This window comes from Dyella telluris (genome assembly GCF_014297575.1).
Taxonomy (GTDB): domain Bacteria; phylum Pseudomonadota; class Gammaproteobacteria; order Xanthomonadales; family Rhodanobacteraceae; genus Dyella; species Dyella telluris.
In genome coordinates, this window is the sequence record NZ_CP060412.1 from 275,535 (window position 1) to 288,491 (window position 12,957).

A 12,957-nucleotide genomic window follows, 5' to 3' on the forward strand; every position below is an offset into this window, starting at 1 on the left:
GACGGACAAACGGTGGCGAGGTACCTGCGAAAGGCGTCATTCGCCGCTTATCGCCCGCTCTTGCGCCCCCGCGGAGCCGGGATCTACAGGTCCCGCGGGCCCCTGATGGCCGTCATTCCGGCGCAGGCCGGAATCCAGCGCCTTGAGGTCGCCCGAACCTCACGTTTCCCAATGGCCCTTGCAATCCGCAAAACTCACGATATATCTTAAGACTGTTACTTACGATATATCGGAGTCAGTCATGGGTTTTCATCATCTGTTTGGTCACCGCCACCATCACCACCACTGCCACGAAGGCCGCGAGGGCTGGGCCCGCGAGGCCATGGGCATCGGCCGAGGGCGCGGACGGCGCGGTTTCGGTGACGACGAGGGCGAAGGCGGCTTTGGCGGCATGGGCGGTCGTTTCCGCGGCGGGCGCGTGTTCGGTCACGGCGACCTCAAGCTCATCCTGCTCGCCCTGATCGCGGAACAGCCGCGCCACGGCTACGAGCTGATCCGCACCATCGAGGAAATGTTCGACGGTGCCTACGCACCCAGTCCCGGCGCGGTTTACCCCACCCTCACCCTGCTCGAGGAAATGGGCCACGCCAGCGTGCAGAGCGACGAGGGCAAGAAGCTCTATTCGATCACCGAAGATGGCAAGACGTTCCTGGCGGATAACAAGGAAACCGTCGACGCCGTGATGGCGCGCATGCAGCAGACCGCGAAGATGTTCGCCCGCGCCGCCGCCCCCATGGCGTTGCGCGAAGCCATGCACAACCTCAAGCGCGCCCTGTTCATGCACGGCGGCCCGTGGAACACGGAGGAAGTGAAGCGCGTGGTCGACATCATCAAGCGCGCCGCGGACGACATCGCCAAGGGCGGCAAGGATGCCTGAGGCCCTGCCCGCCGCGCCGGCCGACCTCCCGCAGTGGCTGGCGCGCGTGGGCATGCGCGCCACGCCGCCGCGCCTGGCGATCTGGCAGGCCCTGCATGATGCGAAGGACGAACCGGACGCCGTGGAACTGATGGTCCTCGCCCAGCAGGTCGAACCCCGCACCAGCCTGGGCACGGTTTACCGCTTCCTGCGCGAACTGGAACAGCACGGCCTGGCCAGCTCGCGCCCGGTGGCGCACCAGCGCTCGCGCTGGCGGCTGGGCGCGTCGACGGAATCCAGTGCACGCAACGAGGCGGCCTTGGCCGCCGTCGCCCGCCTTGCCGCTGCCTTCGGTTACCGCCTGGTGCCTGCAGCCTGAGCGACCGTGTCAGCGCCGCACGCCGCCGCGTCGCGAGGCCAGTCGATCGGCCAGGCGCGTAGGCTCGGGCAGGCGGTATGTGCTGCCGAAGGCCAGCACCAGTTCCGGCGCGGTCGCCAGGCTCACGCGATGCCCCGGCGACACGATCAGCGGGCGGATGCGATCCTTGCTGCGCAACACGCAGCCAATCACCTCGCCCTTGTAGGTCAACGGCTGACGATCGCCGCGCCGGGGGCCAACCTCCTCGTGCGTACCGACCAGAATCGACTTGGCCACGCCAATGCACGGCAGGCCGGTCACCACGCCCAGATGCGCGGCAATACCCAGGCGCCGCGGGTGGGCTATGCCCTGGCCATCGACGAAGACCAGATCCGGCGTTTCCGGCAGTTCCGCCAGCGCCTGCAGTACGGCGGGCAGCTCGCGAAACGACAGCAGGCCCGGGATATACGGCATGCGCGTTGGCTGCCGCGCCACCACTTCAGCCAGCGGCGCGTGTGTCCGTGCATCCAGCAGCACTGCAGCGGCACGCGTCACCGCACCACCTTCCTCGAAGCCCACGTCCACGCCGGCCACGCGTCGCAGCGGCGGAAAGTCATCCTCCAGCCGCACCCGCGCGGCCAGTTCGGTCTGCAGCTGGCGCGCCTTCGGCACGTCGCCATCCCAGACGGGTATCGCTTGCGTCATGTCGATCGAAATCATCACGCCAGCGTGAATGCCCGGGAATCAACGAACCGTCAAGACTTACGCTTCAGGACATTTATTCATTGACCGGTTCAGGACGGGTCCGGATCATGCGCCGCATGCCTATCCTGTATCGCCTGCTGCTGATTCTCGTCATCGCCCTCGGTGGCGCATTCCCGCTCTACGCGCAGGATGCCCAAAGCAACGCGCAGATCCAGCAGACCGCGCTGGCCACGCCCGACCAGCTGAGCGCGCAGTTGGACAAGGTCAAGCAGAGCCTGATCGACAAGACCAAGCTCACCGACGAGATGCTGACGGCGGCCCGCTCTTCCACGCAGAGCGTGCAGCAGCAGGCCGACCTGCTCACCGCCAGCCTCGCGCCGCAGGCCGATTCCCTCAAGGCCAAGCTCGATGTGCTGGGCCCGGCGCCGGAAAAAGGTGCCCCGGCGGAAGCGCCGGAGGTGGCCAGCCAGCGCAAGCAGCTGCTGAAAGACCAGGCCGACCTCAACGGCCAACTCAAGCAAGCCAAGCTGCTGAGCCGCGACAGCCAGCAGATGCTCACCGAGATCAGCGCGCTGCGCCGCGACCTGTTCAATGCGCAGATCAGCCAGCGCACCGCTTCGCCCGTGAGCGTCGCGTTCTGGAGCCGGCTGCGCCAGAGCTTCCCCGATGACCGCGCCAACTTCAGCCAGCTGTGGCAGTCGCTGAAAGGCGCCCTTGGCCAGGCCTGGCAGCCGGATAACCGCGCGCCGTTCATCCTGTGCCTGATCGCCGCCATCGCCCTGATGGCCGGCGGCCGTCGCCTGCTGGAACACCAGTTGCTGGAGATCGCCGCACGCTACCTGCCTTCCGGCCACCTGCGGCGCAGCGCCATGGCCCTGCTGGTGACCGTGGCGACCATGCTGGTCTATGGCACGGCCGCCTGGCTGATCTACCTTGCCGTGAACTGGAACGGCGTGTTCGATCAGGACCTGGACAACCTGGTGCGCCCGCTGGTGCGCCTGATGTTCTTCACAGCAACCATGGCTGGCCTGGGTCGTGCCCTGCTGATGGTCAAGCATCCGTCATGGCGCCTGCCGCCCATTTCGGATGACCTGGCCACGCGGCTGTGGCCGTTCCCCACGCTGATGGCTCTCTGCGCGCTGCTGATGGCCATCATCGAGCGCATCACCAACGACATCGGTGCAAGCCTGGCCACCGCCATGGCAGCCAATGCCCTGGTGGCCACCCTGATCGGCGGCCTGGTGGCCTACGCGCTGGTATTGATGAGCCGCGCGCGGCGCGCCCTGCTCGCCACCGGCGAAACGCCGGCCAAGCGCCCGCTGTGGGTCGGCCTGCTGGTGCTGTGCGCCTTCATCGGCATGGTCATCTCGTTGCTGTCGGTGTTGACCGGCTACATCGCGCTCGGCTTCTACGTGGCCCAGCAGATGATCCGCGCCGGCTTCCTCATCGCCGCGCTTTACGTGTTCATGCACATCATCAACGACCTGTGCGAGTCGCTGCTTTCGCCCGACTCCCGCACGGGCCAGCGCATGCAGGACAACTTTGGCATCGCGCCGGCGCGCCTGGAGCAGACGGCCACCGTCCTGTCCGGCGTGGGACGCGCTTTCCTGCTGCTGTTCGCCATTCCGCTGATCCTTGCACCCTACGGCGCGGGCCCCACCGAACTGGTGGATCGCGGCACCCGCTTCTTCAACGGGCTATCGGTAGGCACGCTGACCATCGAGCCCACCAGCATCTTCAATGCCGCGCTGATGCTGCTGGTGGGCAGCGTCATCGTGCGCCTGGGCAAACGCTGGCTCAGCCAGCAGTTCCTTCCCAAGACCTCGCTGGACGTGGGCATGCAGATGTCCATCGTGACCCTGCTGGGTTACGTCGGCGGCATCCTGGTGTTCGTGCTGGTGCTCGGCGCGATGAAGGTGAACGTACAGAGCATCGCCTGGGTGGCCAGTGCGTTGTCAGTGGGTATCGGTTTCGGCCTGCAGGCGGTCGTGCAGAACTTCATCTCCGGCCTGATCCTGCTGGCCGAGCGTCCGGTGAAAGTGGGCGACTGGGTGAGCATCAGCGGCGTAGAAGGCGACATCAAGCGCATCAACGTGCGCGCCACCGAAATCCAGCAAGGGGACCGCTCCGTGGTGATCGTGCCCAACTCCCAGCTGATCACCCAGAACGTGCGCAACGTGACCCTGGCCAACGCCCAGGGCCGCGTGCAGATCCGCCTGCCGATGCCGCTGAGCTCGGATGCCTCCAAGGTTCGGCAGATCATCTTCGACATCCTGCGCAATCACACGGTGACGCTGAATACGCCCTCGCCTTCCGTCACGCTGGACAGCATCGATGCGGGCTCGATGATGTTCGTGTGCACCGCCTATGTGAGCAATCCGCGTGAGGTGAGCACGGTGAAGAGCGACCTGCTGTTCGAGATCGTGGACCGCCTGCGCAAGGCCAACCTGCCGCTCACCACGCCGCAGGACATGGTGGTACGCACCATGCAGCACGATGCCGCCACGGCACCGCAGCCATCCACCACCGTGATTCCGGGACAGTCGACCTGACACGCGCGCCCCATCGGCCTAGACTCGGGTAACGACCGGAGCCAGCCGATGGGACACCTTGTCGTTGCACCCGCGCCACCACTCGATGCGCTGATCTCCCGCCTGTGGGACTGGGACATGCCCCCGGCAGCCCATCACCTGGAGCGGGTGCTGCCTGTGCCGGGCGCGTCGCTGATCATCAACCTCCACGAGAACGAAACCCGGGTCTACCAGGATGACGCCGGGAAGCGATGCGTGCGGTCGGCAGCATCAGTCATCGGCGGGCCCTGCCTGCGCAGCCAGATCATCGACACTGCCGAACAGGTGCGCGTGATGGGCGCGGTATTCCGGCCCGGCGGCGCGCATGCACTCACTGGTGAAGATCACGAGACACTGGTGGATCGCGACATCGGGCTGGAGGACATCTTCGGCAGCAGCGCGCACGGTCTGCGCGAGCGCTTGCTGGATACTCCGTGCGCCCACGCGCGACTGGCCCTGCTGGAACAATGGCTGCTGGCGCACATGCGCATGCCACGGCTGGCGCCCGAAGTGCTTTACGCCCTGGGCGAAATCGGCGCGCGACCGCAGGTGGCGCGCATCGGCCCGTTGGTACGCGACACCGGGCTGTCCGAGTACCGCTTCGGTCGCCTGTTCCGCCGCCAGGTGGGCATGGGACCGAAGCACTACGCGCGACTCATGCGTTTTCGCCACGTGGTGGATGCGGTGTACGCCTCGACCGGGGTGGACTGGAGTGGCGTGGCGATCGACGGCGGCTACGGCGACCAGGCGCATCTCGTGCACGAGTTCCGCGCCTTCGCCGGCATGACACCCACCGCCTTCATGGCAGCGCGCGGGCCTTATCCGAATCATCTTCCACTCGGCTGAGGCCGGCGGGTCGCGCGCGAGCAGTCACGCGTCCCTTCACCCTGGCCATGGCATCATGCGCCTCCCTTGCGAGCCCGCCCCGCCATGCCCAGCGACCTGTTTTCTCCCGCGCCCACCGAGGGCCCTGCCTCGCGTATCCGCACCGGCATCGGCGGCTGGAATTTCGCGCCCTGGCGCAACAACTTCTACCCTGCGGGCCTGGTGCAGCGACGCGAGCTCGAATACGCCAGCCGGCACCTGCGCGCCATTGAGATCAACGGCACCTACTACGGCGCGCAGAAGCCGGCGACATACGCGAAATGGGCGTCCGAAACGCCGGATGGTTTCGTTTTCTCGCTGAAGGCACCGCGTTATGTCACCGAAGGCAAGCGCCTGGCCGACGCCGGCCGCGGCATCGACGGTTTCGTGTTCGGCGGCCTGGCCGAATTCGGCGACCGCCTGGGCCCGGTACTGTGGCAGCTCACGCCGTCGCGGGCGTTCGACGCCGGCGACCTGGCCGCCTTTCTCGACCTGTTGCCACGCGAACTCAATGGCCGGCCCATGCGGCACGTGCTGGAAGTGCGCCACACCAGCTTCCTGGACGAGCGCTACGTGGAACTCGCGCGCTCGTATCGCATCCCCACCGTGTTCACCGACTCGCCGCAATATCCGTCGCTGGCCGACCTTACGGGCGATTTCGCCTATGCGCGGCTGATGCGCAGCGAATCGCATGTGGAGACAGGTTACGCACCGGCCGATCTCGATGCCTGGAGCCGGCGCGCGCATGCCTGGGCCAAGGGCCATGACCTCCCTGAGCTCCCGCACTCGTCGGCGGCGCTGTCGCAGCAAACCCCGCGCGACGTGTTCATCTACTTCATCAGCAGCGCCAAAGAACGCAATCCGGCCGCCGCCATGGCTCTGCAGCAACGCGTCGACGACGCCGGCTGAAACCGGCATGCCGACTCGCATTCCAGAGGCCACGCTGGCCGTGATACTTGTCCGGCGTTGCCCTAAAATCGCGCCACCTTGCCCAGGCCACTCATCATGCGCGCATTGAAGCCCCTGCTCCTGCTGGCCGTGCTGGCCATTGCGGCGCTGCTGTGGGGCCGGCACACGCCCGAATCCTCACCGCACGGCAGCTTCGCCCCGCCGGCCACCACGGCCACGCCCGCCGCCACGGCTGGCCAGGGTTCGCTGCCATCGTTCCTTCCTCCGGAGGCCGCCGATGAGCTGCGGCGCATCGCCACTGGCGGCCCGTTCGAGCATCGCCAGGATGGCGTGGTATTCCAGAACCGCGAACATCGTCTGCCGGCGCAGCCCGAGGGCTACTACCACGAGTACACCGTGGATACGCCCGGGCTCGATTACCGCGGGGCCCGGCGCATCATCACCGGTGGCACGCCACCGCAGGTCTACTACTACACCGACGACCACTACCGCACGTTTCGACAGTTCGAGGTATCCCGATGAGCGCGCAATTTGATCTCGACTTCGGCGACGCCGAACACGGCGGCATCTTCTTTGTCACCAGCGAAGACCTGGAACCGCTGGCCGAAGCCGCCGGCATGCAGGGCCTGCGCGTATGCCGCGTGAACCTGGCCGAGTACACCGACCACGATGCCCTGTTCGACCGCCTTACCCAGGCACTGCAGCTGCCGACCGATTTCGGCCGCAACTGGGATGCACTGGCCGACAGCATGCGCGACCTTTCGTGGCTGAAGGCCAGCGGTTACATCCTGCTGTTCGACCACGCGCAGGACATGCGTGACCGCAATGAAGACGACTTCGACATGCTGCTGGACATCCTCGAGGAAGCTGTCGATTACTGGCAGGAAGCCAACGCCCCCTTCTTTGTATTTTTCGCGCTGCCTGAAAGCGCCTTTGACGAAGCCGACGCCTGACCATGCAAGAACTCGAATTTGAACTGGACCGCGACTACGTCGAACTCAACCAGCTGCTGAAGCTGGTGGGCCTGTGTGACAGCGGCGGCGCCGGCAAGGCCATCGTGGCCAGCGGAGCGGTCTATGTGGACGGCGCGCAGGAGCTGCGCAAGACCTGCAAGATCCACGTAGGCCAGGTGGTGCAGGTGGAGGATTTCGTCATCCACGTGCATGGGCTGGACTGAGTAGTAGCGAGGCGCCAGCACCGCCTTGCTGTTGCAGGAGCGCACCCTGTGCGCGACCGCAACCTCACACGCTTCGACGTGCCTGGGGACCTGCGGTCGCGCACAGGGTGCGCTCGTGCATGAAACATTCCGTCTGAGCGTTGCCCTCAGACCGCTGCCGGCATCGGCAACGCATCGAGCTTTGCATCAAGCAACGGCGACGCAGGCAGGCGGAGGCCAAACTGTTCCTCCAGCACGCGCCGGATCTCCGCCGTGCCCTGCAGGGTGCGACGCACCGACTCCTGCCCCAGCGCATGCACCACGAACTCGCGATCACGCAGGCCCAGACGACGGTCGTGCAGCGTGCGCGCGACAATCAACGAGTGCAGGAAGTGCGATGTGGGATGGGTCGAGGTGAAATGGTTGGCCACGACATAGTCGATGGCTTCGGCAGGCTGCAGGCGAAAGCGATAGAGCGTGCGCCATTCGTCGCGCACCAGCGCCTGCGTGCGCCAGTGGACGCCGTCCGTGACCAGCCGGAACGGTTCCAGCGACGTAGGCTGTGCTTCATCCACCACCAGGCGCAGTGCGCCACCCAGTGCCATGCTGCCGAAGCCCACGTCGGCCAGCCAGCTTTCGCCCTCCACCTCCACCCGCAGCAGCATGTGCGTCTGCGGCACCTCGGCATCCTCGGGCTTGTTCCACAGCACGCGGGCAATCAGGCCCGACACGTCGAAGCCGATGGCGCGCAGTGCGGCGATGAATAGCCCGTTCTGTTCGAAGCAGTAGCCACCGCGCCCGCTCTCCACCAGCTTGTGCTCGATGGCGGCCAGGTCCAGCGATACCGGCGTGCCCAGCAAGGGGTCGAGGTTCTCGAACGGAATGGCGGCGATGTGCGCGGTAGCCAGCGCGCGCAGGGTGGCGACATCCACCCGCGGCTCGCCCACGTAATCGATGCGCTGCAGATAACGGTCCAGATCGAGCCGGTGCGACATGGGGACGTCCACGGGGAGGGAATCCCCACCATAACACCGCCTTGGCGCGGCCTTCGCACGCCACCGGCCGGGCCGTGCCAGCATGCAGGTAACCGCAGGCGATCCCGTGGCGAATAAGGAAGCAGAGCCCGTGCCGGTGGCGACGGGCCTTGACGTCCCTCCCCTCGATGGAGCGTTCCTTCATGAGCATCCGCCGATTCAAGTGGTTCCCTCCCGTTGCCGGCCTGTTGCTGATGGCCGGCGTCACGGCATGCACGCTGGCCACGGCCGGCAACGACCATGCGCCCCTGCCCGACCCTGCCGTCAACGCCACGCCCGCCCAGGGCGACCAGGTCGCCGTGCTTGCCGGCGGCTGCTTCTGGGGCCTGCAATCGGTGTTCGAGCACGTCAAGGGCGTGAAGAAGGTATCGGCGGGCTACTCCGGCGGCGCGGCCAACACGGCCGACTACGACCGGGTCAGCGACGGTGACACCGGCCACGCCGAGTCGGTGAAGATCGTCTACGACCCCGCCAAGGTCAGCTACGGCCAGCTACTGAAGGTGTATTTCTCGGTGGCCACGGACCCCACTGAACTCAATCGCCAGGGCCCTGACGTGGGCACGCAGTACCGCTCGGTCATCTTCTACGGCAATGACGAGCAGAAGCGCATCGCCACGGCCTATATCGCCCAGCTTTCGGCAGCCCATGCGTTTCCCGATGCCATCGTGACCCAGGTAGTGCCGCTCAAGGGCTTCTATGCCGCGGAGTCCTACCATCAGGATTATGCAAAGCGGCATCCGGATGACCCGTACATCGTGTTCAACGACGCGCCCAAGGTGTCACACCTCAAGCAGCAGTTTCCCGACCTGTACGTGCCTGACCACGAAGTGGTCAGCGTGCTGCTGCACTGAGCCGGGCGCTCAGCTCGCCTCGGGTGGCACCAGACGCAGGTGCGAGTTGCCCTGGCGTCGCCCGGGGGTGAGCAGTTGCGCGATGACGGCCGGCTCCACCGGGCGCGAGTACAGGAAGCCCTGGCCTTCGACGCAACCTGCACGCAGCAGGAAGCGGTGCTGTTCTTCGGTTTCGATGCCTTCGGCGATCGGGCTGATATCCAGCCGCCGGCACAGCGTGAGCATGGCTTCGATGATGGCGCCGTCGCTGCCATCGTCCGGCAGGCCAGCGACGAAGCTCTGGTCGATCTTCAGGTAATCGATGGCGCGCATCTTCAGGTAGCTCATCGACGAATAGCCGGTACCGAAATCGTCAATGGCCACGCTCACGCCCAGTGCGTGGAGCGCGTGCAGCGTGCGCTCCATTTCCTCGCCGAGGCGCAGGATCGCGCCCTCGGTGATTTCCAGCATCAGCCGCGCCGGCGACAAACGGCGCGCCTCCAGCAGCATGCGGATTTCGTCGACGAAATTGGCCTGACCGAACCAGTTCGCGGACACGTTCACCGCCATGCGCAGCGGCGGCAGGCCGGTCGAATCCCATTCGTACATCTGCTCGCAGGCCGCCTGCAGCACCCACTGGTCGATGCGGCGGATCAGGCCGAGCTTCTCCGCCATGGGGATGAATTCACCCGGTGAGATCAGCCCGCGCTGTGGGTGGAACCAGCGCAGCAAGGCTTCGACGGCCACGATGCGGCCGGTGCGCATTTCCACGGTGGGCTGATACATCAGCCGGAACTCATTGTCAGCCAGCGCCTTGCGCAGTTCCGACGCCAGCGCAATGCGGCGCCGCGCATCCGCCTGCATGCGCGGCGAATAGAAGCGGAACGCGTTGCGCTCTTCTGTCTTGGCCGCGTACATCGCCGCGTCCGCGTTGGTGATCAGCGTGGGCACATCGGTGCCATCCAGCGGAAAGCAGGCAATGCCGATGCTGGCGCTGAGTGCCAGTTCATAATCACCCACCGCGAACGGCGCCGACAGCACGGTCAGCAGGCGCCCCGCCAGGGCGCTGGCCTGCTCGCGCGAATGCATGGCGGGAATCAGTACGGTGAATTCGTCACCGCCGATGCGCCCCGCCACGCCCTTGTCGCCCAGTTCATAGGCAATGCGTTCGGCCACCTTCACCAGCAGGTGGTCGCCAATGGCGTGCGTGTAGCTGTCGTTCACGGCCTTGAAGGCATCGAGGTCGATGAATACCACCGCTGCCATGCCGCGGTCGCGCTCGGCGGCGGTGACCGCCTGTACGCAGCGCCGCTCGAACTCGGCTCGGTTGGCCAGGCCGGTGAGCGTATCGTGCGCGGCCATGTACTGCAGGCGCTGCTCGTTCGCCTTCGCCGCGCTGATGTTGTTGATCACGGCTACGTAATGCTGCACTTCGCCTTCCGCGTTGCGGATGGCGCTGATGCTGAGCAGTTCCGGGTAGCTGGTGCCGTCCATGCGCCGGCTGCGCACTTCGCCGACCCAGTTGCCTTCAGACTCGATGGTGTCCCACACCGATTCGGGCAGCAGCGAGCCGTCGGCCAGGCAGCGCAGGTCGTCGAAACGCAGGCCCTGAAGGGCCTGCACGGTAAATCCGGTCATGCGGATGTGCGCGGCATTCACGCGGGCCACGCGGCGGTCGGCGTCGGCGATGATCACGCCCTCGGCAATGCTGGCCAGGGCCTCCGAAGCAATGCGTCGCTGCTGCTCCAGATTCACGCGCTCGGTGATGTCGCGCATGATGGACTGGCGCACGCTCTTGGTGCCCCAGTGCGTCACGCTGCTGCGCATTTCCACCGGCCGCAGTTCCTCATCAGGGCCCTTCAGTTCGCCGGTCACTGCGCCATCGGCCCGGTGCAGCAGCGGATTGAAGAACGAGGACAACTGCTCGCCCGCCAGATGATCCACGTCGCGCCCGGTCCACTGCAGCGCCGTGCGGTTCGCGTCGAGGATGCGCCCGCTGTCCTCGTCGACCATCAGGATGGCGTCGGCGGCGCTGTTGAACAGCACGCTGTAGCGCTCCTCCGTGCCGCGGATGCGGATCAGGATGCGTCGCGCCGTGCGCATCCAGATCAGCGAGGCGGCGCAGGCGGTAAGGAACACCCCGATGAACAGCACCCGTCCCAGCCAGATGGCGCCCTGCGCCACCTCCAGCGAGAAGTCGTTGGTGAGCGGCTCCAGCTCGCGGTTCAACCCATTGATGCGGTCCATCTGCCACTGCAGCCAGGCGTGCTCGGGCCGGCCGCCTGCATAGGCGTCCTGCAGCTCCCCGGCCACGTCGTTCAGGCGCGACAGCGGACGATCCGCCTCACGCCAGAGGGACACGGCCTCGCGCATGTGCGGCGCGCCGGTGCAGTAGCGCAGCATGAAGATCATGCCGGGTTCGGACTGGGCCAGGATCTTGCCGCGCTGGAAGGCCTCGTGGACCTGCGTCCGGTCGTAATGGCCCGAGGCAATGGCGTCGCGTGCCCAGCCGTCGGAGCGGAGCAGCTGGTAGCTTTCGTGGAAAGCGGCGAGACGCGTGGCCTCGCCGTTTTCCGCATAGCCGAGCAGGTCAACCACCGCCTGCTTCTGCGCCTTGCTCCAGACACTCTCGCCGTTGAGGAAACCGGCGAGAGTGACCTGAACCTGGAGGGCTCCCCAGGTAAGCGCGAGAATCAGGCCGATAACGGCCACCAGCCCATAGGCCAGTGGCCTCAGGCGCTGGGACAGCGGTCTTGGAGAGGTGCTACGGATCAAATCCATGGCGTCCTTTTACACGACCGTTCCATAAAGCTGCATCTCGTCCCGTTACGCCATCGACCACGGGATCCCCGTTACGCCGCCTGCTCTTCGACCCCGCCAACCTCGTGCTGCAGGAGGCAGCGCTCAAGGCCGTAATGCAGGCTTACATAACTGCGTTCAATACATTCACGCACGTGCTCCACTTCCTCCGCGGCGGGCTGGCTGCCCATCAGGGTGCAGACGATCTCCAGCGCCTCCCAGGGATGAGTATCGTCATATGCCGCGTGTAGCTGAAGCCAACGCAGGGTGGCCTTGCGACCGGCCTCCGGCAGGCTGTTGGCATACGCCACACTGTCGAAGACCTTCTGGGACCACTCGCCCGTGACACCCTCGATAGCGTAGTTGGTCGCCGCGATGCCTGCAGCCAGGCTGTCCCGGCCGCTGACGTCGTGGCACCAGTCCGCCGCCGTCTGGGTGCCGCGGGGCGGCATGCCATCCAGCACCTCCTCCCGCGATACGCCGGCACCTTCGGCCCAGTCCAGCCAGTACTCGGCATGGTTCTGCTCCACGCGGATATTACGTACCAGCCAACGTCGTGCCATGTTGTCGCCGGCACTCCTGCCATAACGTGTCTTCAGCAGGTTTAGTGCCATGAAGGACGGGAAGCGTTCGATCAGCGACCAGGTGCCGACCATGAAGTTGCGCATCGTTGCCAGGTCAATGCTGCCTTCGCTCATCATGTCCCACATCACATGGTCGCGAACGCTCCGGCGGGCGGGTTCGCAGGCCTCGATCATCTCGCGCGCCCACTTCGGGTAGCTGGAAATTTCGGTCAGCGAGCCGGTGCGTACAGTGTTGGTGTTCATTAGCAAGTTCTCCAGATCAATCAGGGAATACCGCCAGACCCTGCCGGCG

At 66.0% G+C, this 12,957-nt stretch carries 13 protein-coding genes; 9 read left to right on the forward strand and 4 right to left on the reverse strand.

Translation table 11 applies throughout. From position 1 onward, the window contains the following. The first annotated feature begins 241 nt into the window (after positions 1 to 241). Positions 242 to 877: a PadR family transcriptional regulator gene (locus H8F01_RS01410; RefSeq protein ID WP_187057322.1), complete on the forward strand. Its 636-nt coding sequence runs from the start codon at positions 242 to 244 to the stop codon at positions 875 to 877. After that, positions 870 to 1,235, forward strand: coding sequence for a Fur family transcriptional regulator (locus tag H8F01_RS01415; RefSeq protein WP_187057323.1), 366 nt, complete (start codon positions 870 to 872; stop codon positions 1,233 to 1,235). Before H8F01_RS01410 ends, H8F01_RS01415 begins: the two co-directional genes overlap by 8 nt. Positions 1,236 to 1,244: 9 nt before the next feature. Here H8F01_RS01415 and nfi read toward each other — a convergent pair whose 3' ends face one another. After that, the gene (gene nfi, locus H8F01_RS01420; RefSeq protein ID WP_238481104.1) at positions 1,245 to 1,934 is read right to left on the reverse strand and encodes a deoxyribonuclease V; all 690 of its coding nucleotides are present in this window, start codon (positions 1,932 to 1,934) and stop codon (positions 1,245 to 1,247) included. A gap of 92 nt (positions 1,935 to 2,026) precedes the next feature. On the opposite strand from nfi, the gene H8F01_RS01425 reads away from it, so the two are divergent. The 6 genes from H8F01_RS01425 to H8F01_RS01450 all read left to right on the forward strand — a co-directional run bounded on the left by H8F01_RS01425 (position 2,027) and on the right by H8F01_RS01450 (position 7,439). Beyond that, positions 2,027 to 4,471, forward strand: a complete 2,445-nt coding sequence (locus H8F01_RS01425) for a DUF3772 domain-containing protein (protein WP_238481105.1) — start codon at positions 2,027 to 2,029, stop codon at positions 4,469 to 4,471. Between the two features lie 48 nt (positions 4,472 to 4,519). Next, positions 4,520 to 5,335, forward strand: coding sequence for an AraC family transcriptional regulator (locus H8F01_RS01430; RefSeq protein WP_187057324.1), 816 nt, complete (start codon positions 4,520 to 4,522; stop codon positions 5,333 to 5,335). 84 nt (positions 5,336 to 5,419) lie between these two features. Continuing rightward, positions 5,420 to 6,262 carry a DUF72 domain-containing protein gene (locus H8F01_RS01435; RefSeq protein WP_187057325.1) on the forward strand — a complete coding sequence of 281 codons (843 nt, stop codon included), beginning with the start codon at positions 5,420 to 5,422 and terminating at the stop codon, positions 6,260 to 6,262. Positions 6,263 to 6,358: 96 nt separating this feature from the next. Next, the gene (locus H8F01_RS01440; RefSeq protein ID WP_187057326.1) at positions 6,359 to 6,784 is read left to right on the forward strand and encodes a guanyl-specific ribonuclease; all 426 of its coding nucleotides are present in this window, start codon (positions 6,359 to 6,361) and stop codon (positions 6,782 to 6,784) included. Further along, complete coding sequence (locus H8F01_RS01445; RefSeq protein WP_187057327.1) at positions 6,781 to 7,215, forward strand: barstar family protein; 435 nt, start codon at positions 6,781 to 6,783, stop codon at positions 7,213 to 7,215. Before H8F01_RS01440 ends, H8F01_RS01445 begins: the two co-directional genes overlap by 4 nt. A gap of 2 nt (positions 7,216 to 7,217) precedes the next feature. Continuing rightward, complete coding sequence (locus H8F01_RS01450) at positions 7,218 to 7,439, forward strand: RNA-binding S4 domain-containing protein (RefSeq protein ID WP_187057328.1); 222 nt, start codon at positions 7,218 to 7,220, stop codon at positions 7,437 to 7,439. 146 nt (positions 7,440 to 7,585) lie between these two features. On the opposite strand, the gene H8F01_RS01455 is transcribed toward H8F01_RS01450, so the two are convergent. Beyond that, the gene (locus H8F01_RS01455) at positions 7,586 to 8,413 is read right to left on the reverse strand and encodes an arylamine N-acetyltransferase family protein (RefSeq protein WP_187057329.1); all 828 of its coding nucleotides are present in this window, start codon (positions 8,411 to 8,413) and stop codon (positions 7,586 to 7,588) included. 182 nt (positions 8,414 to 8,595) lie between these two features. Between H8F01_RS01455 and msrA the strand changes: the two genes are divergently transcribed. Further along, entirely contained in the window at positions 8,596 to 9,303 is a 708-nt protein-coding gene (gene msrA / locus H8F01_RS01460) for a peptide-methionine (S)-S-oxide reductase MsrA (protein ID WP_238481106.1), read from the forward strand. Positions 9,304 to 9,312: 9 nt separating this feature from the next. Here the strand turns inward: msrA and H8F01_RS01465 are convergent, their stop codons facing one another. Together H8F01_RS01465 and H8F01_RS01470 are read right to left on the reverse strand one after the other, a co-directional pair. Beyond that, the gene (locus H8F01_RS01465) at positions 9,313 to 12,063 is read right to left on the reverse strand and encodes a putative bifunctional diguanylate cyclase/phosphodiesterase (protein WP_187057330.1); all 2,751 of its coding nucleotides are present in this window, start codon (positions 12,061 to 12,063) and stop codon (positions 9,313 to 9,315) included. A 71-nt stretch (positions 12,064 to 12,134) separates the two neighbouring features. Then, entirely contained in the window at positions 12,135 to 12,908 is a 774-nt protein-coding gene (locus H8F01_RS01470) for an iron-containing redox enzyme family protein (RefSeq protein ID WP_187059096.1), read from the reverse strand. Between the last annotated feature and the right edge of the window lie 49 nt (positions 12,909 to 12,957).

Bases quoted from the DNA above. Each gene is read 5' to 3' on its own strand.
- H8F01_RS01410 (WP_187057322.1), top strand. From the start codon at position 242: ATGGGTTTTCATCATCTGTTTGGTCACCGCCACCATCACCACCACTGC.
- H8F01_RS01415 (WP_187057323.1), top strand. From the start codon at position 870: ATGCCTGAGGCCCTGCCCGCCGCGCCGGCCGACCTCCCGCAGTGGCTG.
- nfi (WP_238481104.1), bottom strand. From the start codon at position 1,934: ATGATTTCGATCGACATGACGCAAGCGATACCCGTCTGGGATGGCGAC.
- H8F01_RS01425 (WP_238481105.1), top strand. From the start codon at position 2,027: ATGCGCCGCATGCCTATCCTGTATCGCCTGCTGCTGATTCTCGTCATC.
- H8F01_RS01430 (WP_187057324.1), top strand. From the start codon at position 4,520: ATGGGACACCTTGTCGTTGCACCCGCGCCACCACTCGATGCGCTGATC.
- H8F01_RS01435 (WP_187057325.1), top strand. From the start codon at position 5,420: ATGCCCAGCGACCTGTTTTCTCCCGCGCCCACCGAGGGCCCTGCCTCG.
- H8F01_RS01440 (WP_187057326.1), top strand. From the start codon at position 6,359: ATGCGCGCATTGAAGCCCCTGCTCCTGCTGGCCGTGCTGGCCATTGCG.
- H8F01_RS01445 (WP_187057327.1), top strand. From the start codon at position 6,781: ATGAGCGCGCAATTTGATCTCGACTTCGGCGACGCCGAACACGGCGGC.
- H8F01_RS01450 (WP_187057328.1), top strand. From the start codon at position 7,218: ATGCAAGAACTCGAATTTGAACTGGACCGCGACTACGTCGAACTCAAC.
- H8F01_RS01455 (WP_187057329.1), bottom strand. From the start codon at position 8,413: ATGTCGCACCGGCTCGATCTGGACCGTTATCTGCAGCGCATCGATTAC.
- msrA (WP_238481106.1), top strand. From the start codon at position 8,596: ATGAGCATCCGCCGATTCAAGTGGTTCCCTCCCGTTGCCGGCCTGTTG.
- H8F01_RS01465 (WP_187057330.1), bottom strand. From the start codon at position 12,063: ATGGATTTGATCCGTAGCACCTCTCCAAGACCGCTGTCCCAGCGCCTG.
- H8F01_RS01470 (WP_187059096.1), bottom strand. From the start codon at position 12,908: ATGAACACCAACACTGTACGCACCGGCTCGCTGACCGAAATTTCCAGC.